Below are 21007 nucleotides of genomic sequence, written 5' to 3' on the forward strand. Positions count from 1 at the left end.
AAACGGCCGGCCCGCCCCGTGGCGGACCGGCCCGATCGGTCCCGGGCAGGCGGCCGGGCCTCCACCCGGCCGCCGCCCCGTCCGGCTCCGCCCTAGGCGGCGAGCACCGGGTTCAACTGCCGCTCCTGCTCCACCGGCACCTGGGCCGGGGCCTGCTCCGCCTGGCCATCCTGCGGCTCGCCCTCGTTCTCCGCAGCAGGGGCCTCGCCCCGCTGCTCCTCGGGCTCCCGGTCGGCGTCGTCGTCCAGGGGCTCCCCGGCATCGTCCGCCACGTCCTCCCCCGGGGCGTCCGTCGCTTCGAGGGCCAGCGGGGCCCGGTCGGCGTCCTCGGCCGAGTTCAGGCTGGCGAGGTACCGGTCGATCATGTCGGTCTCGATGTCGGCGGGGGTGTAGCCGAGGCGGTCACGCATGAAGATCAGCAGCTTCGCCGGGGCCTCCTTGATGCCGTCCCAGACCTTGTTGACCCTCATGGGGCGGGTCTCCAGGGCCGCGAAGATCTGGGCGAGCAGCACCTTGCCCCGCCGCTCCTTGCCGATCCGCCCGGCGTGCGCCTTCAGGCGTTCGGCGGCGTCCGCCTCCAGCGCCTTCTTCTCGTTGTGGTCGGTCGGTGCGAGGTCGGTGCCGCTCGGGAACAGGCCCAGCAGGTCCGCCATGAACACCCGGTTCGGGTTCGTGAGGAACGCCGCGAGCCACTTCGGCATCTCGGTGGTGACCTCCAGGATCAGCTCCCACTCCGCGTCGGAGACCTTCGCGCCCTTGACCGCCGCCTTCTGGGCCGCGCGCCGGACCTCGGTGGCGGCCTTGAACGCCACGTTGCCCGCCTTGACCCGGCGCAGGATCTCCTTGTCCTCCTCGCTGGTGGCAGCCTTGCCCATGCTGGCCCGCGCCTGCGGGCTCAGCTCGTGGTGCTTCTTCCAGTCGGCGCACAGGTGGACCGGCTCGCCGTACTCGATGAAGTAGGCCCGGCCGGGGCACTCCTCCACGTGCCGCTCGGGCTTGATCGCCCTGCCCAGGCCGGTGACCAGGTCGCGCAGCGGGCGCTGGGGCTTGCCCTTCCAGTCGTACTCACGATCCACCTCGGGCACCCCGGCGGCCTTCAGCGCCTCGATGGCCTTCTTCCGCGCCACCTGCTTGTCGCGGGTCTGCCGCAGCTGTGCCATGGCGTGCTGCCAGTGGCCGTCCCCGCCGCCCGCCTTCAGGTCGCGGTTCATAGCGTGCACGAGGTCGTTGATGGAGCTGGAGACGTCCTTGACGGTGTCGTAGTCGGCCATCTGCACGAAGTCGAAGTCGTTCTCCGACGCCCTGCGGAAGGCGTTGGGGTCCATCGCGGTCGCCTTCTTGGCGGCTTTGAGCTGCTCGGTGGTCAGGCCGAGAGCCTTCGCGCGCTTGGTCCGCTCCTGGGGGGTCATGCGGACGGCCGCGAGCTGGGTGACCTTCCGGGCGACGTTCGAGGCGGTCATGTCCTTGCGGTGCAGGTTCTCCACCAGGGACTTGGTCAGCGCCTCGGCGGTCGCGCCCTTGAGGTCGCGGCGCAGGATCGCCGGGAGGGCGAACGCCTCCTCGTGGTCCTCCTCGGCCAGCTTCACGGCCTCCAGCGCGGTCTGCCAGCGACGCTGTCCCATCAGGACGCCGTACTCAGGGAGCGGCTTGCCCGGCTTCGCCAGGGCCTCGGCCTGCTCCTTGGTGAGCGGGCGGATGATCACCGGGGTGTCGACGCCGCCCAGCTTCACGGAGTCCAGCATGGCCTGGTCGAGTTCCACGTCCTCGTCGCGCACGTTGTGCGGGTCCAGCACGAGCGTGCGCGGGTCGACCTGCATCAGCTCCATGGGGCGGACGCGCAGGCCCTGCGGGGCGGTGGGCGTAGCGGTTTCGGTCATGGCGGTGTGCCCTTCTCGACAGGAGTGTTCGGGTTGAGCCGGAAGGAGTGCCACCCCCTTCCGACATCAACAACAATAGCAGTTGCAATCACCAATGTCGAGCGGGAAAGGCGCATCGGCGCAGGTCAGAAAGCATCAGCACCCCCTACGGCCGCTCCTCAACCGCCGGAGCCCAGCCGACCCCGATACCGGGCCGACGACGGACCGGCCGGCTCGCGGTCAGCACGGCGCCGTGTCGTGGACGTGCATCCGGTAGAGGACCCGCAGGCGCACCGCCAGCCTCGCGGTCGCCACCGGCCGGTCCGGCACCGACGGCCCCGCCACGATGAACCGGCGGGCGCGCACCGGCAGCCGCCACTCGCCCCGCCACCAGCAGCCGGCCGGGTGCACCGCACACCCAGTGCTCCAACCCGCCCCAACGAAGGGATGGCCGGCGTGCACCGCCAGGTCGTTGTGCCCGCCTCTGCCGTACTGCTGCTCCACCCGGCCGAGCGGCCCCTCGAGCACCCACGTCCCGCTGCCGAGCTCCACCCCCCGGTGGACGCGGACCTCTTCGCGCAGGGACAGCCGGGGCAGGACGGAGAAGGGGGCCCGGCGCACCGGCCACACCGTGACGGTGGAACCTGCGCCGCCTTCGTCGCGCTCGGTGGCGTAGCCGCGATCGCGCAGCGCGGTCCGCACCGCGCTGGCCGCAGGGCCGCAGTCGGTGCGAAGGATCCAGCGGCCGTCCTCGCAGGGGCCGGCCTCGATGCGACCGGTGGTGAACGCGGCATACCCGGGACGGCGCCGCAGGTCCACGGCGCTGCGCGCGATGTCGGTGATCGTAGTGGTGTCGAGCACGGGGACTCTCCTGGTTCTGTGTGGGGACGGGGGCGGCCCGGGCCGGGCCGCCCCCGGGCGGGGGTCAGAGCTCGATCTCCAGCGCGTAGTCCTCGGCGGGCGGGCGCCACTCGGCCAGCGACTCCACCGCGCGCACCAAGCCCGTACTCCAGCTGAGGTCGACCTTCCTCGTCCACCCCGATTCGCTGACCAGCACGACCGCGTCCAGGTCGTACAGCCCCTCCGCGCCGGCGAACGGGCCGTACCCGGACACCACGGCCCGCGCCGGCAGCTTGCCCTCCACCCGGAAGTCCTCGACGGCCGCGCGCAGCTCGCTGCGCACCAGGGTGGTGAGGCGGGCCCGGATCAGGTCGGCCGCGGCCCGGTGGGTCTCCTCCAACTGGGGCAGGGAGAAGTTGTCCAGGTCCCGAGTGGCCGGGAGCAGCAGCCCCGGGACGGACGGCGTGCTGCGGGGCGGGGTCAGGCAGGCCAGGCACTGGGCTGGGCGGTGGTACTCCTTGGCCCGGGCCATGACGAAGTCCTGGACGGCGGCCGGGGCGCCGAGCACGCCGGCCCGGACCGCCTCGAACCAGTCGTGGGGCTGGACGTCGTCGAAGTGGCCGGAGTCGGTGAGGTGGAACCTCACGGCGGGCAGGAGGGAGTCGGTGTCGGAGTGCACCGCGGTGCCGGCACTGATCTTCACGCCGTCCAGGTAGACCCGGGCGACGGTGGTGTTCTCGTTGTCGTCCCGGTCGACCACGATGTCGACGCGCGGCGCGAGCTCGTCCGGGCCCTCGTCGGCGGGACGGGCAGTGACGGCCAGGAGCTGCGGCAGGACGGCGGCGAGCGCGGCGAACTCGACGGGCGGGTTGGTGGCGGAGGCCATGGAAGGGTTCCTCTCGGTGGTGGGCCGGCCGCATCGGTGGCCGGTCTTCGGGGGCGAAACGGCGGTGCTGTCGGGGTGCAGTGCACCGGGCCGGACGGGGCTGCGGTCCGCTCCGCGGGGGAGCGGCCCGCAGCCCGGTGCGGTGGGTGACGGTCAGCGGCCCAGATAGAGGCCGGTCGAGCGCAAACGCCGCTCGTGCTCGGCGAGCAGCTCGGCGGCCCGGACCTCGGATACGCCGAACGCCTGGAAGTCCTGGTCGCGCATCCGGACCTTGGCCGCGGCCTCGGCGGCGAGCCGGCGGGCCTCGCTGAGGCTGCGCCACGCCCCGGCCACCTGCCGGTTCAGCGTCCGCTCGTGCATCGACCGCAGGACGTCCTGCAGCTGCGGCTGCGTCAGGAGGTCGAGCACCAGTGGCGCCAGCCGCTCGGTCGGCTTCTCGGCGGGCACGACCCTGTCGCTGCGGGGCAGGCTGGCGCGACTGCCCTGCAGCTGCCACCGCCCGGCGGCGTCCCGGACGTGGAAGAAGTCGATCTCCAGCTCGCGGCGGTATACGACCCGCACGGTGGTGAGGGTGGTCAGCTCGGTGTGCTGGTCCGTGCCGACCGGCACGATGACCGTGGCTGTGGCCTCTCGCCAGGGCAGTTCTGCGGTGTGGCTGTCCATGTGATGATCTCCAGTTTGCTGAGTGTCCGGTCAGAGGGCCAGGGCGGCGGCCAGTTCGTCCGGCGTTGCTCGCCGTACGAGGGCGTACGCCCGTTCCACCGGGTTCTGCGCGTTGACCGAGACCGCCCAGTTGCCGGGGTAGTGGGGGGCGTCCTCGGCGACGACGAAGTTGCGGCGGATGAGCTCGACCGCGTCGGCGTTCGACAAGTCGGGGTAGTTCTCGCGCTGGTCGGCGGCGGCGGTGGCGATCGCTTCGGCGAGCTCGTTCGGGCGGGGCGTGGTGGCCATCGTGCTGCTCTCCGGGGGCGTACGTGATCGGTGAAGAGGGGTGCCCGCCGGGCCGGTCTGCGGGGCGGACACCGGTGCCATGCGAGTCCTGGCCGCTACGGGGTGAGTCCGGCGGCGGCCACGGCCTTGTCGATGAAGGCGTCCTGAAGGTCGGCGGTCTCGGATACGACCTCGTCGTAGTCGGTGCCGGCCAGGTGCTCCCGGACGCGCTCCCACTCCTCGTCGGGGAGCGGGCGTTCGAGGTGGAGCTCGACCGTCTCCCGGTCGATGTAGGCGACGGCCAGGCTGAGCGGCGCCAGGTCGATCAGTACGGCGGAGACGTCTCCGAGGTAGACGTCGCGGACGAAGTCGGCCAGGGCCTGCGCCCGGTGCGGGTGCCGGTCACGGTCGCGCAGCCGGTGCACCCCGGCCCAGGTGGTCAACTGGGCGCTCAGCGGGCCGAAGTCGGCGCCCTGGAAGTGCTGCGGGCCCCAAGCGAAGGACACGGTCGTGTCCTTCTCGCCGGGGAAGGTCGAGTTGTGGGCGAAGGTGAGGCGGATGCTGTCCATGACGGCGCCGTTGCCGCCGATCAGCTCGGCCTGTACGCCCTCCCACTCCATGTAGCGACCGGCTCCGGCGAGCGTCAGCTTGATCACGCGGGCGTCGGCGGGCTCGCCCGCCTCGGCGACCGGGCGCGCGTACAGAGCAGCGCCGATCAGCTGGACGTCGGCGAGTCCGAGGTCGAGGCGGGGAAGGATCTGGGCGGCGGCCTGCTCGTGGGTGATGGCCATGGCGGGGTTCTCCCGGGGTGTTCGGTCCGGCTGTCGCCGGTGGGCGGTCTGCGGTGGGGGGAGGCGGGCGGCCCGGGGGACCGCCCGCCTCTGGATCAGCCCTTGCGGTCGTTGCCGCGGGTCTGGCGGGGCACGCGGCCCTTGGCGCCGGTGTTCTCGGTGCTCTTGCGGGGGCCGGGCACGGTGGGGATGGCGCGCTGGTTGAAGTCGTCCTGCTCGGACATGGCGGACATGGGTCGCTCCTCGGGTTGCGGGTTGAGTCGGATCCGGGTGCCACCCCGTGCCGACATGAACAATAATAGCCGAATCAGCCACTATTTATGGGTGCGTGTGGCCTGCTTCACGCGAACGGACCAGTCCAGAGCGTCAGCTCGCCGCCGGTCTCGGCGCTCCCCGGCGCATACTCGGGCGCTGCGGGCAGGGCCTCCGCCGCTGCAGCCCCGCGCTGGCCCGGCAGGGGCGGCGCGCCGGCCGACCCGATCGCCGGGACCGGGGCGAAGATCTCCTCCCATAGGCGCTGAAAGCCCGGCCGGGCCTTGTCCGGCACCATGGCCGGGGCCACGACGTACAGCTCTTCGGTCATCGGGTAGGCCGACCCCCGCCGCTTCGTCACGACCCTGCTGATCCCGTTGGCGTCGGTCTCCACCACTGTGCCGCCGCGCTCCGCGTTCTCCGTGATCAGCGCCACGGCCTCCTCCCGCGTCATCGGCGGCAGGCTGCCCACGGAGCGCCAGGCGGTGCCCTTGCGGATGCATGCCGGGCCGGGGCGGGAGCACCGGTCGCCGTGGGCGGCCTTGCACTGCTTGCTCCGGCCCGCCGTGATGATCCTCCGGACCTGGTAGACGGTCCACGGAAGCCGGCGCAGCTCGGCATCCAGAGCCTCCAGGGCGGCGCTGTTCCTGGAGCCGCCGAGCTCGCGGCGCAGCGAGGAGTCGGCGTACAGGGTGCACCGCGGGTTCAGCGCCTCGGCCACGTGCTCCAGCACGGCCGCCTTGACGATCGCCTCCGGGAAGCGCCGGGCCCGGGCCAGATGCTCCTTGATCGAACCGGAAGAAACAGGAAAGGGGCACATAGTACAGTAAGATTTCGGATAAATAATCCCAAATCGTCCCTTTAGGTACTCCAATAGCCGGGGCCTGTCCCAGCCCCATTCGATCAACGGATACCGCGGGTGCCGCCCCGGGCTCGTGTAGGTCAAGTCCCGCTTGGCGCGCGCGACTTCGAGAGCATCAAAGCCAATCCAGTGGCAGAACGGGCCGTCCGTAATATCCGTTTCAAACCATTTGTCAAGAACTTCGCCCTTAAACCGGATGCTGCACAGGCGCTTGCCGGCCGCGTACATCGGCAGCGTCCCGGACGCCGCGAGGTCGTCACCCAGGTTCCACGGGGCCCGGCGCACGATCCGCTCGGGCGAGCGGCTGTCGGACAGCACCACGATTCCGTCCTTGGCCATCGACGGGCCAGCGCGGCCCACCTGGACGTAGCGCACGCCGTAGCGCCGCAGCAGCGGCAGAACGTGCTCCTCCGCCAGGTCGTAGGTGTCCGGCCACTCCTCGCCGACGACCGCGGTCACCACGATCAGGTCGGACAGGTCCCCGCGCAGGCCGTAGCGCGTCGGATCGGCCAGGACCCGCACCAGGATCGCCGTCGAATCCGCGCCAAGTCCCCAACACAGAACGGTAGTTGAACACTCGCAAGTCTCGGCTCGGGAGGCCAGGGAGTAGGGGGTGGGGGCAGCCATCAGGGCCAGTTGTCCGCTGCTCACGGCAGGGGTCTCCTCGGAAGCTGACCGCGCTTCGCGGTCGGGGCGGGTCGGGTGCGGATCGGCCGGCCCGCGGAAGTGGGCGGGAGTCGCCCGGGGCGGGTCGGCGTCGGGGCGCGGGGCCGGAGCCCGCCCAGCGGGCTCCGGCGGCCAGTCGTGCGGCGTCAGCGCCGGGGTAGGCACTCGGCGGCGGGCGCGGGGGTGAAGTCGAGATCCCGCTCCACCAGGTGCGGCAGGCCGCGCTCGCTGCGGTGGGACTCCAGTGCGGGGAGGTCGATGTACCCCCACTCCCCCGAGGCCGGGTCGTGGTGGCCGACCATCGTCCACCCGAACGCCTCGCCGTCGACCGGGTTGAACTCGGTGACGTACCAGTCGCCCCAGGCGCAGAAGTAGTGCAGGTGGACGGTCTTCTCGCCGACCGGGATGTGCTCGGTGGCGTAGATCGCCGGGATGGTGGCCAGGGTCTCGGCGGGCGGGTAGAAGTCGTGGCCGCGCTCCTCGCGGCGGACCTCGGGTGGGCGGGTGATCTCGGTGTGCTCGGGCATGCGGTGCCTCCGGGTGATTCGGGTTGAGACGGTCCGGGTGCCACCCCGTTCCGACATAGACAATACTAGCAGGAGTAGCCACTATTTCCAAGCGTGTGAAGGCTCTGACCTGCGGCTAAAGCGACACCGTCACCGGGGCCCCGGCCGGGTGTTCGGCCAGTCGGAACAGCGCGGCCACCGAGTCCGGGTCGACGTCGGCCATCGCGGTGGAGCCGTCGCAGTACCGGACGAGCGCGCCCTCGGCGCTCCAGGCCGGTCCTCCGCCCGGCTTCCCCGCGGGGCGGAACGTCACGGACACCGCGTAGGCGCCGGCCGGGCTGCGGTACTGCCTCGTCTCGCCGAACGTCCCCCAGAAGTGCGCCCGGGCGCACCGCGCGTCGCGCTCGGCCGCCGACGCCCCGTCCTCACTCGGCCCGGGGAAGGCGGCGCAGGTGAACTCCATGACGGCGTCGGGCTGCTGCGGGGCGGGACCGGAGGGCAGGGACCCGCCCTCGGGGTCGGGGTGGCCGGGTTCGGCTCCGGAGGCGAAGAGCCAGCGGCGGACGAAGGCGACTGCCTGGTCGGTGCTGGCGCACAGCGCGCTGCCCTCCTCGACGGTGACGCCGTTGGTCTCGTCGTCGGCGTCGCTGACCAACTCCCACTCCAGCTTGCCGTCGACCAGCAGCAGGAACAGGCTGTGCGGCGAGTTGCCGATGGCCAGTGGGACCTCGGTGAGGCCGAGGTGCAGGGGATCGCCCGCGACGTCGGCACTGATGCCGTGTTCGGCAAGCCGGTCGGCGAGGGCCTGCGAGCTGGCGATCGCGTCGGCGAGGCTGGTCATGATCGGATTCCTTCGAAGGCGGTGGTGGACGGGGTGGACTGCCCGTGCGGCGGGAGCGCCGGTCGACCGGCGGCCTGCCGGGCCAGGTCGGCCAGCAGCGCGGGGGAGGCGATCAGCACGCTGCTGCGGCAGTCGCCGGCTCGGCAGTCGTACCAGACGCCGCAGTGCCTCTGCTCCCGGGAGCCGCCGGGCGGCCGGAGGCCCATCGGGCCGTGGTGGGTGCAGGCGGGGCGGGTGGCGGGAAGGCGGTCGGCCATCGGGGGCCCTTCTTCGGGGTCGGAGTGCGGTGTTGGCCTTGCGCGGCACCAGGGGCGGTCGTCTCGGCGGTCGGGCCGGGCGACCGCCCCTGGATCGGATCGCCCGGTTACCGGTGGGCAGTGATGGAGGCGCTGGCCGGGCCGTGCGGCCGGCCGATCAGGCGCAGGCTGGCGGTCTGGGCGTCGTACATGCCCGTGCCGTCGGTGAGTGCGGTCGTGGTCGAGTTGACGCGCCAGGGTGTGCGGTCGACGGTGAGGCGGAACGTCTTGGGGTTGGAGCTGCTGGTGTTGAGCGCCTCGACGGTGTCGCCGGGGCGGATGTCCTCGGGGGCGATCGCCCCGGGCTCTGCGGACGAAGTGCTCATGTGGTCTCCTCGATGATCCGGGGCGATGGGGCGGCTCAAGTGGCCCAATCGACATGAATAACTATAGCAGATCTGACCACCATTGCAAGTCGTGTCTCGACCCGGTTCAGCGGGGCCTTGGAGGCCGGTGATGGCGGAGGTTGAGCAGGCTGACGCGCTCCCCGCGCCGGTGGTGGCGGTCGGGTTGGGCCGGCAGGTGCAGCGCGGCGCGGGCGGTCACCAGGGCCGCGCTGATGCGCTCGGCGGCGTCCACGGCACTCCGGCGCCAGCGGTTCCCGGGGGTCAGCTGCTGGTGTGCCCGGTCGATCGCGATCCGGGCCGCGCGGTAGCTGACGGCGTGCACGGAGGCGGCCAGGGCGGCCCGGTCGAGCGCGCTGCGCGCCCGGATGCCGCTGCGGACGCAGCCCTCGGCCGTGCAGTCCTCGCACGCCGGATCGGCCAGTACGGCGGCGGTGTCGACGGGCGGCGGCTCCAGCAGTGCGGCGCGGGCGTTGTCGAGCACGATCGCGGTGCTCCACGGGTCGCCGATCGCGTGGAGCACCGGCTCCTTCGCGCTCTGCTCCAGGGCGGCCAGCAGGGCGGCCACCGAGCGCCCGGTGTCGAGCGTCAGGGCCTCCACCGCGAGCTCGCGCTCCCGGGTGCGGGGGCACCACCGGCCGCCGCACCGGCACACCGCCGGGTCCACCGGTTCCGGCTCCGGTCGGGGCGCGGGGAACACGATCAGGGCGTCCCGGAACACGTACCCCTCCCGGATGTCCACCCGGGTCAGCGGGTGCCCGGCGGCGGCGAGCCGCTCGGCGCAGTCCCGGAACGCCTCGTTGCGGCGGTGGACGTTGCCGGTGTCGGCGAGGTGGGCCGGGCGGACGGAGTAGGTGAGCTGGGCGGCCTGCTCGTCGGCCGTGGGCGCCACGGTGAAGCCGTCGATGAACGGCCCCGTGCTCCGCGGGTGAGCGGGCGTCAGGACGGCGGCCACGGCGGCGACCAGGGGGGTGTCGGTGCGGACGGACACGGGGCTCCTCGGAGCTGGAAGGGATGGTGGGGTGGATGCCCGCCGGGTGCGGAGGCCGAGCGCTTTGCCGGGCCCGCCCTGCGCGGGCGGGCCTCTGCGACATGGACAACTATAGCATAGTTCTCCACTAATCGGGTGTGCGGGAAAGGCCGCCGGTGCCGACCGATGCCGCCGCCCGCTGCGCCGCATGCCTCGCGGCGGCCTGCCGCCTGCGCTCCGACTGCCTTGCAGTGTGGGCCTGCTGGTGCTGGCTGAACGACTTCCCGCCCTGCCTCTTGCGGGTGCGGGCCAGCCGGTTGGCCACCATGCCGACCTTGACGTCCGCTCCGGCGGCGATCAGGTCCGACGCGCCCTGGTCGACGTAGCCGGCCGCCTTCAGTGCGGCCTCATCGGGGAAGACGTCGGCGTGACGGTCCACCTCGGTGTCGATCAGGTGATCCTCTGTCCCGCCCAGGCTGAACCGGCAGACGAAGTTCTCCAGCTCGCCCATCTCCGCGATGACGGTCCGCAGGGTGGTGACGGCCTTGCTGTAGGCGTAGAAGCGCACATGCGGTGCGGACTTCATGATCTTGAACCAGGCTCGCGTGTACGGAATTGAGTGAAAATCGCCTGAATCGTGAATGCGCACGCGCGCGTTGACTGCGTACCTGGGTCGGCGCAGCTCGGCGATCATCCATCCCTCCCAGGTGGAGAGGTGGTCCAGTGTCAGCTCGAGGTTCTTGAGGTGACTGGCTGCCACGCCGGGAAAACGCTTGTAGGAGCTGGTCCGATCGTAGGCGAAACACATCCGACCGCAGACGCTCGCCTCCGGGCAGACGTTGTACTTGACGCCGCTGCTCAGGGTCACCCACCACGCTGGCAATGTCCACGTGAAGATGTTGTCCCGGGCGAGATCCGTGTTGTTGTTGGTCAGCAGATAGGCGCGGGGCTTGGCCGGCGGCGCGTCGAACAGGGTCAGGTCGTCCATCGGGAAGGCTCCGGCGGTGTGATCGAGCATCTGGTCGGTGGAGGGGGAGGGGCGGCCGGTTGTCCGACCGCCCCGGGCGGCGGTGCCGGTCAGCCCTGCTCGGCGGCGCGGGCGGCGGCGCGCAGGAACTCGGCGGCGCCGGCCGCCGTTCGGCGCTCGGCCGCGCCCCAGTTGGACACGGTGGAGACCAGGTAGCTGTACGTGCCGCCGGTCCACCAGTCCGGGACCTGGACCGGAGCGCCGTGACAGCAGTCGGCCAGCAGGCGCATCGCCTGGTCGCGGACGGCCTCCCGGTCCTCGCACGGGGTGTCGCGCAGGACCCGCAGGGCGAGCTGGAAGGCATGCGGGACGGTGCACGGGCCGGTCCACTGGCTTCCCTGCCAGGGCGAATCGAACCGGCCCGGCGGGGTGCGGTGCAGTCCGACGTGGCGCAGGTGGTCCGCGGCGAAGTCGAGCAGCCCGGCCGGGGAGGACGAGTGCAGCTTCCGGGGCCGCCGGGTCGCAACGGGCAGCTGGTCCGTCAGCAGCTTCTCGGTGACGGCCTGCTGCCAGAGCACCCCGGCGGTGACGTCCGCCACGAAGAAGCTGACGGCCTGGCTGGCTTCGACCTTCGCCCCCCAGCTGTCGTAGACCCGCACGGTGACCTGCTCCTCGGCGCGGTGGACCATGACGCTGTGCCCGGTGGAGGTGACGGCGTACAGCAGGCCGGTCGGTGCCGCCTCGTCGATCAGCCGGTGGATCTCCGTGATGAAGGTCTGCCGGTTCGAGGTGGTCTTGCCCGCCGGGTTCGGGGTGTGGCTCATCCTGGTCGTCCTCTCGGGGGGTCGGGTTGAGTCGGGTCGGGTGCCACCCCGTTCCGACATTGACAATAATAGCGACTCTAGCCACCATGGGCAAGTGGGTCGTGGCCCCGACCTGCCCTTTTCCCCGAATCGGCGGGGGCGGGCCGACTGTGGCCGGCCCGCCCCCGCCGATCAGCGTCCGGCGGCCCGGGCGGCGGCGTAGAGATCCGTGCCCGGGTCGCACATCTCGCTCTCGCCGCCTCCCGCCCCGCCGGTCAGGACGGCCGGGCCGGGCGGCGGGCACTCGACGCACGACAGGGCGTGCTCGGCGTAGTCCATGACGGCCTGGAGCTGCTCGCGGGAGGTGAAACCCTGCTCTCGCCGACTCCGGGTGAAGCGCCGCTCGGCGTCCGGGGCACCGTGTGGAACGTCCGCCGCGCACGGCGCCACGTTGAGGTGGTCGGCGAAGTCGGCCGCGGTCATGTCTGGAGCCTCCTGGAGCGCGCCCCGGTAGATGTGCGCGGCCAGCTCGGACAGGGAGGTGGCGGTCAGGCACTCGCTGCCGCCGCCCGTGGCCGCGGCCTCTGCGGGCCAGCCCTCGCAGCTGGTCCGGTGGATGCGGGGGTCGCCGGTGCCGGCGTAGACGGCCGTCACGGCGATTTCGGGCATGGTGGTCATGACGTTGGGCTCCTCGGGTTGCGGGTTGAGCCGGATCGGGATGCCACTCCCGTCCGACATGAACATCTGTTGCATAGCTAGCCACTGAATTGGTGGCTCGATGCCGGCCGAACCGGTGCCTTGAGTGACCGGGACTGCGCAGGCCCCGGCCTGCTGCCACGGGGGTCGGTGGGGTCCGCGATCCGTGCGGGCCCCACCGGGGGAGTTCTCTCAGTGGTCCCGGTACGCCGTGACCTCGTACTGCCCGTGGTGGGCACCCCAGCCGTCGGCCACCAGCACCCTCACCCACTCGCAGAAGGGGCCGGTCGCGGGGGAGTGGCCCACCGGCCGAAAAGGCGCCCACGCGACCCGCACTGCCTCGTCCCCTGCCGGGACCACGTAGAACCCCCTGGCGCCGGGCAGCGGCTCCCAGTCGCCGCAGGCCGCGCCCTGGTGCCCGGCGGCCGACAGCGCGGCGGCGGCCGACGTGACGAGCTCGTTGCCCGTGTCGCTGTACCGCATCCCGGGCGCGGAATCCTGCTCGGTGCCCGGCACCGGTGTCCACAGGCTCATGCCGCCGTCCTCGTGCCAGATCCGTACGGCGCCGCGACCGCTGCTCTCCACCCGGTTGTCCTCCAGCGGGAGCACGGCCTGGAGGGCGGCGACGGCGGCGGGCCAGGAGACGTCGCGGGCGATCGCGGGGCTGTGCCCCGGCACCTCGAACACCTCCGCCCGGAAGTTCCCCCGGTACGGCAGCAGCGCGAACGCCGCCATGCGCAGCGTGTCGGAGTTCCAGGGGTGGCAGGAGGTGAAACCGTTCGGGACGGCGTAGGGGGACCAGACCTCCTCCGGGGGTGTGGAGTGGGTGGGGCTGTACTGCCTGTCGGCGATCCAGATCGCCCCGCTCCCGTCCACCACGGCGCGGTGGCCGCGATCCGCCGCGACCGCGACGGCTGCGCGGACGTCCGCGGCGGTGCCGAAGCCGAGCATGCCCTCCTCGCCCGGGCCCCAGAAGTGGAGGTCCCAGCGGTTGTGGTCCGGCACCGGCACCGGGGCCGGGGCGGTGGCCAGGGCGGCGTCCGAGGAGAGCTCGGCGGCGGCGCCGTCCGCTGCGGCGCGGGGGTCGAGCAGCAGCAGGGCATCGTGGTCGGAGGCGTAGCGGACCGCGAACCCCTCGGCCCGCAGGAAGCGGCCGACGTCCCGCAGCCACCCCTGCTCCGCTGCGTTCAGCAGGCACGGCGAGGTGCCGTTCTCGGGCCGCTGCCAGGCGACCCGCACGGTGGCGAGCGGTGAGGAGCTGTCGCTCTTGTGGGGCAGGCCGATCCGGGCGTCGGTGAAGCTGGCCCTGTTCTGCAGGATCGAGCGGACCGATCGGACGCCGGGCCGCCGGGTGGTGGTGCTCAAAAGGGTCTCCTCCGGAAGGTGTTCGGGTTGAGCCGGAGCCGGGAGCCACCCCGTTCCGACATGGATAACTGTAGCGCATGTATCCACCATCGGCAAGTGGGGGATGCCCTTCTTTCGCAGGCCGCGGCGTCGACGCCAGTGTCTTGCCGGGGTCCACCACCGGCCCAGCGGAGCCGGCCGCCGCTCGGTCGCGGTGGCCGGCCGAAGCCGGTCGGGAGTGCCGGCGTCCTTGGCCGGACGGGGGCCGGCCGCCCAACCGGCTGCCCGTCGGCCCCGCTGGTCCTACTGGCGCCCGGTCGCGAGCCGGACCGCCACCAGGCGGTCGTACTGCTGGGTGACCTGCCAGGCGTCCTCCAGCGCGACCCTCCACGCTGTCAGGACCTCGCTGTTCGGCAGGCCGATGATCCGCCCGTCCGCCGCCAGCACGATCCGCACCGCCCCTTCCCCGTCCGCGGGCTCCAGGTAGAAGCCCTGCCCGGACTCGGGACCCCGGTCCCCGCAGGCGGCTCCGGTGAACCCGGCCGCCGCCAGGTCCCGCGCCGCTTCCTGGACGGCTGCCGAGTGGGCGTCCAGGAAGCGCGTGCCGGGCACGGCGGCCGACTCGGTTCCCGGGACGGGCGTGCGCACCATCAGCCCGCCGCCCCGGTGCCAGACCCGGACCGCGCCCCGGCCGTTGCTCTCCACGCGGCACTGCGGCATCTCCAGCGCGGTCTCCACCGCCGCCACGGCCGCCGACCACTCCACCCGGCGCGAACGGGACGGCTCGGCGCCCGCCGTCTCGTAGAACTCCTCGGTGAACAGGCCCCGGTGCGGCAGCAGCGCCAGCGCGCAGTCCTCCCGGACCGTGCTGTTCCACGCATACGTCCGCGCGAACTCCGCCGGAACGGCGTAGTGCTCCCACTTCACCGGCGGGGCAGTGTGCTCCGGGGAGTAGAGCGTCGCGCCGAACCAGATCGAGCCGTCCCCGCCGACTACGGCGGGCACCTCCTGCTGCGCGCTGTGCGTGATGGCGTCGCGGACGTCTTCGGCGCTCCCGATGCCGTTCAGTCCCGCGTACCACTCCTCCCAGAACATCCGCATCCAGCGGTGATCCGCGGGCACCGGCAGCGGGACCTGGTCGAGCGAGCGGTCCGACGCCGGCACGGGGGCCGGCTGGTCGCGCAGCACGGCCTTGCCGTCGACCACGGCCTCCACCCACGGGTCGATCAGCAGCAGGGCGATCCGGTTCTCCGTGTAGCGGACGGCGTAGCCGTTGGCGACCAGGAAGCGCCGGACGTCCTCCAACCAGCCCAGATTCCGGCCGATCTGCAGGGACGTCGGCTCACCGGGAGCTGCGGAGGCGGACCGGGTGACGCGAACGGTGGCGTTGACCGGGGCGTTGTCCCGCTCGGCGACCTGACCGATCCTCCACCGGCTGAACTCCCCCTTCTCGTCCAGGAGGCGGCGGACGGACGCGACGTCCGGCCGTACGACCGGGGCGGTGAGGGCGTGCGCCGGGGACATGGTGCTGCTCACTGGAGACTCCTTCGCAGAGCGTGCGGGTTGAGGCGGCCGGGGCGCCACCCCCGGCCGACATGAACAACTATAGCGTATTCATCCACTTATTGCGAGTGTGTCTCTCCGCTCCGATCCGCCGCTCCCCGGGGGGTCAGGTGGCGAACAGCAGGAGCTGGCCGTGGGGCCCCTGCTGCTCGGCGGGCCTGCCCAGGTTCCGGCGGATCGCCGCGCCGGGCGGCATCCGGAGATACCAGGCCCGGCGGCGCTTGGCCCGGCGGCCGGTGCGGGCCGGTCCGGCCTTCGCCCGGATGTCCGCCACGGACAGCCCGTGTTTGAAGCTGTGGCCGGTGGTCTCCTCGGCCTCGACGTAGTCGTCGGTGAGCCGCGGGCTGAGGCCGGCGGCGAGCACCAGGTCGCCCTCGGTGGCCAGCACACACAGGCGACAGCTGAGCCGGCCAGCCCCGAGGTCGTAGGCCCGGTGGTACTCGATCCGGTGGTCGCGGATCGTCTCCCAGATCTGGCGGTCGCTGTACTCGAGGACCGGGTTCCAGCGGATTACCGTGCGGCGGCTGTTGCTCGCGGCCCGGTCGACCATGAACTCCGGCTTGCGGGCCCGGCCGGAGGACTCCGCTGCGCGCAGCCCCAGGCAGTAGTAGACGATGACGTGCTCACCCGGGTACTCCCGGCGGTGCTGGTCGACCAGGGCCGTGACCACCTTCATCCCCTGGGAGGTCTTCTGATCGGAAGTGCACCAGCGTGCCGAGCTGGAAGGAAACTTGCCCCGCTCCTGGACCAGTTGCTGGAACAGACCGCCCTGCGGGCGCTCGGTCACGATCACCGGCACGCCGTAGCGGGCGGACTGGCGGTGGATCAGGTCCATGGTGCCCGGCCACTCGATCGGCTCGCCGCTGTCCGTCGTGCCCAGGGAGTTGTAGATCACCACGGCCTTGTGCAGGGCGCCCGCGGCCTCGGCCCCGGTGCACACCACGTGCTTCATGACCGACGAGTCCTTCCCTCCGCTGCTCAGCAGCGCGAGGACGTGACCCTTCTCGTACGGCGAGTGCCGGCCGGGGTTGATGGTGAGGAAGCCGATCGGCATCCGCGGCGGGTCGGCGCGGTGGGCGGCCTCCGACAGGGCGGACACCTGGTCCTGCGGGTGGGCGAACACCGACCACGCCTGGATGCGGCGGCGCCAGACGTCCGGGTCGGTGCCGGGCTGCTCCCAGAGGACGGCTGCCAGGTGGCGGACGGCGTCGGGGACGTCGCCGATCAGGAGCAGCGGGTCCAGTCGGCGCGCGGTGAACTCCTCGGCCTGGTCGTGCTCGTCGTCGCCGGTGAAGGCTGACCAGGCGTCTACCCGGCGCCGCCACAGCTCCGGGTAGTTGTCGGGGTGGGGTTCGGCCCCGATGTGCTCGGAGAGCAGGCGGCGGGCGACGGCGGGCAGGTCGGCCGGCCAGTCGGCGGCCTGGACGCGGGCGGCGAGCTGCCTGGCGGCGAAGCGCAGCGCGCGTCCAATGCGAAGGGGGGTGGACACAATTCTCCTCGGAGGATGAAGCGGCGGGGTGCACGGGGTGTCCGGCCGGGGCCGGACACCCCCGCCTTCAGGCCCAGGCGGGACTACCAGGGGCGTCGAAGCAGGTGCAGTTCTCGGTCTCGCCGACCGGGTGGCCCTGGCAGCGCGGGAGGTTGTCCCAGGGGGCGGGCAGGCACTCGACGCCGCCAGCGGTCAGGATTTCGTCGAGCTGCTCCCAGATGACGCGGACCGGGTGGTCCGCGGGCAGTCCTCGGGTGGCCTGGGTCAGGGCGGCGTGCAGCTCGTCGGTGCCCATGCCGTCCAGCTCGTCTCGGGTGGTCACGGTGGTCCTCTCGGTGGCAGGTCGCCGCGGGCCGGGTGCGGCCCGCGGCAGGGGTGTCGCATCCGGCCGTCGGCGGCCTGGGAGTTCACGGGGCGGCTGTCGGGCCGGCTGTCGGGCCGGCGGCGGGGGAGCGGTGTGGCGGTGGCGTGCGGGCCCGCCCGCACGCGCGCCGGTCGGCCGCTAGACGGTGCGGCGTTCGTACTGGCTGAGTCGGGCCCGAACCGCGGTGCCCAGCAGCTCGGTGCCCGGGCCCGCCAGCCACTGCGCGACGGTCGCCTCCTCGGGCAGCGCGGCCAGGGCCTCGGCCAGTTTCGCTGCGTTCACCAGCGGTGTTCCGTCTGAGTTGCACTCGACCCTGTACGTGCCGATGTCCGGGACGTGGCCGATGTAGAGGCCGTCGTACACGGCCGGGAAGGGGTCCAGCCAGAGCTCGAAGACAGCGCTGGGCGCGGCGTCGATCAGCGCGGCCCACAGGTCTTCCGGGTCGATGCCGGACTCGACGTCGAAGTACCGGATGCCGAGGGCGAGCTGCCCGTCGGCGATCTCCGGGAACTCGTACTCCAGGTCCAGGCCGTGATCGGTGAGGACCTTCAGTACGGCGTCGTGCTGGTCGGGGTCGGCGGCGTGGACGAAGACCTGCAGCGGTGAACGGTCGCCCATGGCGGCGCTCCTTCGGGTCGTGGGTGAGGAAGGGATGCGGAGGGGCGGTGGCTGCCCGGCGGGCGGGCAGCCACCGAGGGGTTCAGGCGGAGGTGGAGAGGGCCTCGGTGAGCGCGGCCAGCAGGACCATGGCCTCGAAGCCGGTCAGGCGGGAGGCGGCGACCGTGACGTGGGCGTCCGCGCCCGGTCCGGTGAGCCGGACCGTCACCTTGGCGGCCTGGTGCCAGACGGGGGTCAGCTCGCTCGTGTACCGGGCCGGTGCCTCGTGGTGCTCGGTCCCCGGCCACGGGGCGTGTCCGCTGGACCGCAGCCCTCGCACGCCTTCGGCGAGGATGCGGGCGGCCAGCCCGTCGAAGCCGCGCACGCCGCTGAGGCTGAGCGGCTCCTGCGGGCCCCGGTCGGTCTTGCGCAGCTCGTTGAGCACCCGGACCGCGACGGGCAGGGACAGGCCGGTCAGCTCCACCTCGTGGGCCCGCAGGGAGTTGGCTTCCACACTCCAGTAGCCGCCGCTGCCGGTCTCCCAGTCGCAGAAGTCGGTGCGGTGCCACAGCGGCGCGTCGGCACCGGCGTGGCTGTGGATCCGCGCCATCCCGTCCAGCACGCGGGATGCCAGTCGCTCGTGGTTGCCGTTGCTCTGGGCCGTCCTGTCGATCAGGTCGGCGGTGAGGGTCGCGGGCATGGAACTCCCCTAGGTTCGGAGGTGCGGGTTGAGCCGGTCCGGAGTGCCACCTCCGCCCGACATGAATAACTATAGCAGAGTCAGCCACTATTTCAAGGGGGCTGAGCCTCGCTTGGCCAAGCGGCAAATGCCGGAGCGCCTCGGGGTGAAGCCGGGAGCCCGCCTGCGGTGCGGGCTAGAGGATCTTGTTGGGCCGCACGTCGAAGTAGGTGACCAGGGGCTTGCTGATGGACGGGTTGTCGGCCTTGAGCTTGGCCAAGAGATCAGTGAACACGTTGCTCATGGTGCTGCCCGGCTCGGGGTTGAAGGTGAAGCAGCGGTTGGCGGTCTGCCGCGTGCCGTCGCTGTTCTGTCCCTCGATGACCATCATGACCCAGTGGGTGAACTCATCTGCGGTGTTGTTGGTGCCGGGCATGAAGGCGACTCCTTGGTGGTCGGGATGTGGTGGCGGGGGATCAGATTCCGAGGCAGGTGCGGCCGATGCTCCGGGGCTCGACGGCCCACCTGGGACACGTCCAGCTCCTGGTGCTCATGGGCGAGATCGTAAGGGGTGCGGGCGGAGCGCTGTACCTCACCCGCAGCGCCCGGATGAGACGGGGACCTGGACGCCACCACGGCGCTGACCGGCGTCGGCGGTCGGCGGTCGGCGGACGGGGCTCTCCTCGACCGGGAAGGGGAAGGTGAGGGCGAACATGTCGCGGCCGTCCACGTCGCCGAGGAAGGTGATGCTGCTCCCCTCGATCCGGCACAGGCCGGCCTTCGGCCAATCCGTCCAGGTCTTCGCGGTGTCGCCCTCGCGCTGGGACCGGATGCGCTTCTGGTTGATCTCCACGACGGTGTGCGGGCCGGTGCGGTGGGGGTGCACGTGGTTGACGACCTCGAAGGTGGTGCAGGTCGCGGCACGGCGCTTGAACTCGGCAAGGCTGATCTGGCCCATGGGTGGCTCCTTCTCGTTCGGTGGCCGGCCCGCTCGAAGTGGCGGGCCGGAGACTCGGTGGCGGCGTCGGCGCCCGGGCCGGCCGTCGTTGCCGGGAGCGCCGTGGTGGGTGCTGTGGTGCTTGGGTCCGCTATGCTGGCCGCCTGGACTTCTCGGGCCGCGGTTGAGCTCTGCTCCCGCCGGCGGTGCTGGGGGGTTCGGGTTGTAGCGATCGGCGGTCGTGGCATGCCAAGCTGCCTGCTCGGGTGCCGTCTTCGGACGGCGGTCGGCGGGCCCACCCCTGGGTGGACGGCCGCCGCTCGTATGCCCTCGTCCGGCCCGGTGGTGCTACCTCGGTACGGCGCGGCCCGGCTCCAGCGACAGCGGCATCCGGGTCTGCCCGGTCACCGTCAGCAGCCCGATGGCGTTCACGCTGTCCGTGCCGTCGTCCCACCGCACCAGTGCGGACCAGTCGCCGGACGCGAAGCGCCGGTACTCCAGCACGACGCCGTGGTTGTTCCGGGCTCCGCCCCGGTGGACCACGTCGGTCAAGGGGGCGTCGGCCGGGTCCTGGAGGTGGCGCACCGCGCGGATGACTGCCACCAGGCAGTGCCGCTCCTGTCCCGGCTCCCCCTCGGTCACCTGGGACCGGACGGCGAACTCCTCGACGTCGAACCCGGCCCGCGCGCCGATCCGCTCCACGGCCCGGCGCAGCGGCGCCACGCCGTCGGCGGGGGCGGAGCACTGCACCTGGTCCATCCGGAACGATCCGCGCAGCTCCAGGGGCTCCCCGTCCTCGCGCCGCTGCGCGGTGCCCGCCGGGCGGATGGTCCCGCCCCATCCGGGCCAGCAGTCGGCCTCCACCAGGAACTCGGCCCGCCCGCCGCCCGGCAGCCAGACGCGGGCGGGCGGCGCGAAGAGGACCAGCTCCAGGAAGTCGTGGGCGGGGACGGCGGTGGTGCGCTGCGCCATGTCGGCTCCGATCTCGGGTTCGGGTTGGGGCGGCTCGGGTGCCACCCCGTGCCGACATGAACAACTATAGCAGATGTAGCCACTATTCGGGGGTGTGTTGAACACCTTCCTGGGAGGGACCGGAGGGCCGGTAGTCGGCTTCGACGAACCACTCCTCCGACCCCTCCTCGCGGAACACCAGCAGGGTGCCGCGGGTGCGGGCGGTGCTGTCGGCCGCGGCCCGGCTGGGCTGCTCGTCGTGGTCGACCAGGGCGTCGCGGTCGGCGGTGCGCCACTCCCGGCCGTCGTCGGCCGCGGTGGAGCAGTACACCGACTTCCCCTCTACGGTGACGTGGATCGGCACCCGGCCGTCCGGACCCAGCAGGGCCGGGTCCGCCTCGTCCTCGTGCACTGAGATCCGCAGGTGGCCGCCCTCCTCGTCCAGGTAGGCGAACACCATGACCTGACCGACCTCGATGGCGGGCAAGCTGCCGGGCTCGCCGGGCAGGTGCGGGTGGAACGCGGCGCCACGGTGCGCTGCGTCACGGAGTTCGTCGGGAAACATCATGTTCGTACT

At 72.3% G+C, this 21007-nt stretch carries 26 protein-coding genes; all 26 read right to left on the reverse strand.

Annotation, left to right across the window (positions count from 1 at the left end; all coding sequences use genetic code 11):
• Positions 1-92 precede the first annotated feature (92 nt).
• The gene (locus ABT095_RS14990; protein WP_350529812.1) at positions 93-1877 is read right to left on the reverse strand and encodes a ParB/RepB/Spo0J family partition protein; all 1785 of its coding nucleotides are present in this window, start codon (positions 1875-1877) and stop codon (positions 93-95) included.
• A 219-nt stretch (positions 1878-2096) separates the two neighbouring features.
• Complete coding sequence (locus tag ABT095_RS14995) at positions 2097-2717, reverse strand: hypothetical protein (protein ID WP_350529813.1); 621 nt, start codon at positions 2715-2717, stop codon at positions 2097-2099.
• 64 nt (positions 2718-2781) lie between these two features.
• On the reverse strand, positions 2782-3582 hold the full coding sequence (locus tag ABT095_RS15000) for a hypothetical protein (RefSeq protein ID WP_350529814.1): 801 nt from the start codon (positions 3580-3582) through the stop codon (positions 2782-2784).
• A gap of 153 nt (positions 3583-3735) precedes the next feature.
• Positions 3736-4245 carry a hypothetical protein gene (locus tag ABT095_RS15005; RefSeq protein WP_350529815.1) on the reverse strand — a complete coding sequence of 170 codons (510 nt, stop codon included), beginning with the start codon at positions 4243-4245 and terminating at the stop codon, positions 3736-3738.
• 30 nt (positions 4246-4275) lie between these two features.
• Positions 4276-4533, reverse strand: coding sequence for a hypothetical protein (locus ABT095_RS15010; protein WP_350529816.1), 258 nt, complete (start codon positions 4531-4533; stop codon positions 4276-4278).
• A gap of 95 nt (positions 4534-4628) precedes the next feature.
• Positions 4629-5303, reverse strand: coding sequence for a hypothetical protein (locus ABT095_RS15015; protein WP_350529817.1), 675 nt, complete (start codon positions 5301-5303; stop codon positions 4629-4631).
• A 95-nt stretch (positions 5304-5398) separates the two neighbouring features.
• Positions 5399-5536: a hypothetical protein gene (locus tag ABT095_RS15020; RefSeq protein WP_350529818.1), complete on the reverse strand. Its 138-nt coding sequence runs from the start codon at positions 5534-5536 to the stop codon at positions 5399-5401.
• 107 nt (positions 5537-5643) lie between these two features.
• Positions 5644-7068 (reverse strand): hypothetical protein, encoded by a 1425-nt coding sequence (locus tag ABT095_RS15025; protein ID WP_350529819.1) that lies wholly within the window; start codon positions 7066-7068, stop codon positions 5644-5646.
• Between the two features lie 161 nt (positions 7069-7229).
• Positions 7230-7610 carry a DUF2958 domain-containing protein gene (locus tag ABT095_RS15030; RefSeq protein ID WP_350529820.1) on the reverse strand — a complete coding sequence of 127 codons (381 nt, stop codon included), beginning with the start codon at positions 7608-7610 and terminating at the stop codon, positions 7230-7232.
• Positions 7611-7725: 115 nt separating this feature from the next.
• Positions 7726-8430: a hypothetical protein gene (locus ABT095_RS15035; protein WP_350529821.1), complete on the reverse strand. Its 705-nt coding sequence runs from the start codon at positions 8428-8430 to the stop codon at positions 7726-7728.
• On the reverse strand, positions 8427-8687 hold the full coding sequence (locus ABT095_RS15040; protein ID WP_350529822.1) for a hypothetical protein: 261 nt from the start codon (positions 8685-8687) through the stop codon (positions 8427-8429). Before ABT095_RS15040 ends, ABT095_RS15035 begins: the two co-directional genes overlap by 4 nt.
• A gap of 107 nt (positions 8688-8794) precedes the next feature.
• Positions 8795-9052 carry a hypothetical protein gene (locus ABT095_RS15045; RefSeq protein WP_350529823.1) on the reverse strand — a complete coding sequence of 86 codons (258 nt, stop codon included), beginning with the start codon at positions 9050-9052 and terminating at the stop codon, positions 8795-8797.
• Positions 9053-9158: 106 nt separating this feature from the next.
• Positions 9159-10061, reverse strand: a complete 903-nt coding sequence (locus ABT095_RS15050) for a hypothetical protein (RefSeq protein ID WP_350529824.1) — start codon at positions 10059-10061, stop codon at positions 9159-9161.
• A gap of 127 nt (positions 10062-10188) precedes the next feature.
• Complete coding sequence (locus ABT095_RS15055; protein ID WP_350529825.1) at positions 10189-11028, reverse strand: GP88 family protein; 840 nt, start codon at positions 11026-11028, stop codon at positions 10189-10191.
• A gap of 89 nt (positions 11029-11117) precedes the next feature.
• Positions 11118-11831, reverse strand: a complete 714-nt coding sequence (locus ABT095_RS15060; RefSeq protein WP_350529826.1) for a DUF6197 family protein — start codon at positions 11829-11831, stop codon at positions 11118-11120.
• Positions 11832-12002: 171 nt separating this feature from the next.
• Positions 12003-12488, reverse strand: coding sequence for a hypothetical protein (locus ABT095_RS15065; RefSeq protein WP_350529827.1), 486 nt, complete (start codon positions 12486-12488; stop codon positions 12003-12005).
• Positions 12489-12698: 210 nt separating this feature from the next.
• Positions 12699-13871, reverse strand: a complete 1173-nt coding sequence (locus tag ABT095_RS15070) for a hypothetical protein (protein WP_350529828.1) — start codon at positions 13869-13871, stop codon at positions 12699-12701.
• A gap of 282 nt (positions 13872-14153) precedes the next feature.
• Entirely contained in the window at positions 14154-15386 is a 1233-nt protein-coding gene (locus tag ABT095_RS15075) for a hypothetical protein (RefSeq protein WP_350529829.1), read from the reverse strand.
• Between the two features lie 133 nt (positions 15387-15519).
• Positions 15520-16902, reverse strand: coding sequence for a phosphoadenosine phosphosulfate reductase domain-containing protein (locus ABT095_RS15080; RefSeq protein ID WP_350529830.1), 1383 nt, complete (start codon positions 16900-16902; stop codon positions 15520-15522).
• A gap of 67 nt (positions 16903-16969) precedes the next feature.
• Entirely contained in the window at positions 16970-17224 is a 255-nt protein-coding gene (locus ABT095_RS15085) for a hypothetical protein (RefSeq protein WP_350529831.1), read from the reverse strand.
• A gap of 180 nt (positions 17225-17404) precedes the next feature.
• Positions 17405-17884 carry a hypothetical protein gene (locus tag ABT095_RS15090; protein WP_350529832.1) on the reverse strand — a complete coding sequence of 160 codons (480 nt, stop codon included), beginning with the start codon at positions 17882-17884 and terminating at the stop codon, positions 17405-17407.
• Positions 17885-17966: 82 nt separating this feature from the next.
• The gene (locus tag ABT095_RS15095; protein WP_350529833.1) at positions 17967-18563 is read right to left on the reverse strand and encodes a hypothetical protein; all 597 of its coding nucleotides are present in this window, start codon (positions 18561-18563) and stop codon (positions 17967-17969) included.
• 175 nt (positions 18564-18738) lie between these two features.
• Positions 18739-18978 (reverse strand): hypothetical protein, encoded by a 240-nt coding sequence (locus tag ABT095_RS15100; protein WP_350529834.1) that lies wholly within the window; start codon positions 18976-18978, stop codon positions 18739-18741.
• A 156-nt stretch (positions 18979-19134) separates the two neighbouring features.
• The gene (locus tag ABT095_RS15105; RefSeq protein WP_350529835.1) at positions 19135-19500 is read right to left on the reverse strand and encodes a hypothetical protein; all 366 of its coding nucleotides are present in this window, start codon (positions 19498-19500) and stop codon (positions 19135-19137) included.
• A gap of 327 nt (positions 19501-19827) precedes the next feature.
• Positions 19828-20451, reverse strand: a complete 624-nt coding sequence (locus ABT095_RS15110; protein WP_350529836.1) for a hypothetical protein — start codon at positions 20449-20451, stop codon at positions 19828-19830.
• An 82-nt stretch (positions 20452-20533) separates the two neighbouring features.
• Complete coding sequence (locus tag ABT095_RS15115) at positions 20534-20998, reverse strand: hypothetical protein (protein ID WP_350529837.1); 465 nt, start codon at positions 20996-20998, stop codon at positions 20534-20536.
• Between the last annotated feature and the right edge of the window lie 9 nt (positions 20999-21007).

This window comes from Kitasatospora sp. NPDC002227 (genome assembly GCF_040296285.1).
Taxonomy (GTDB): Bacteria; Actinomycetota; Actinomycetes; order Streptomycetales; family Streptomycetaceae; genus Kitasatospora.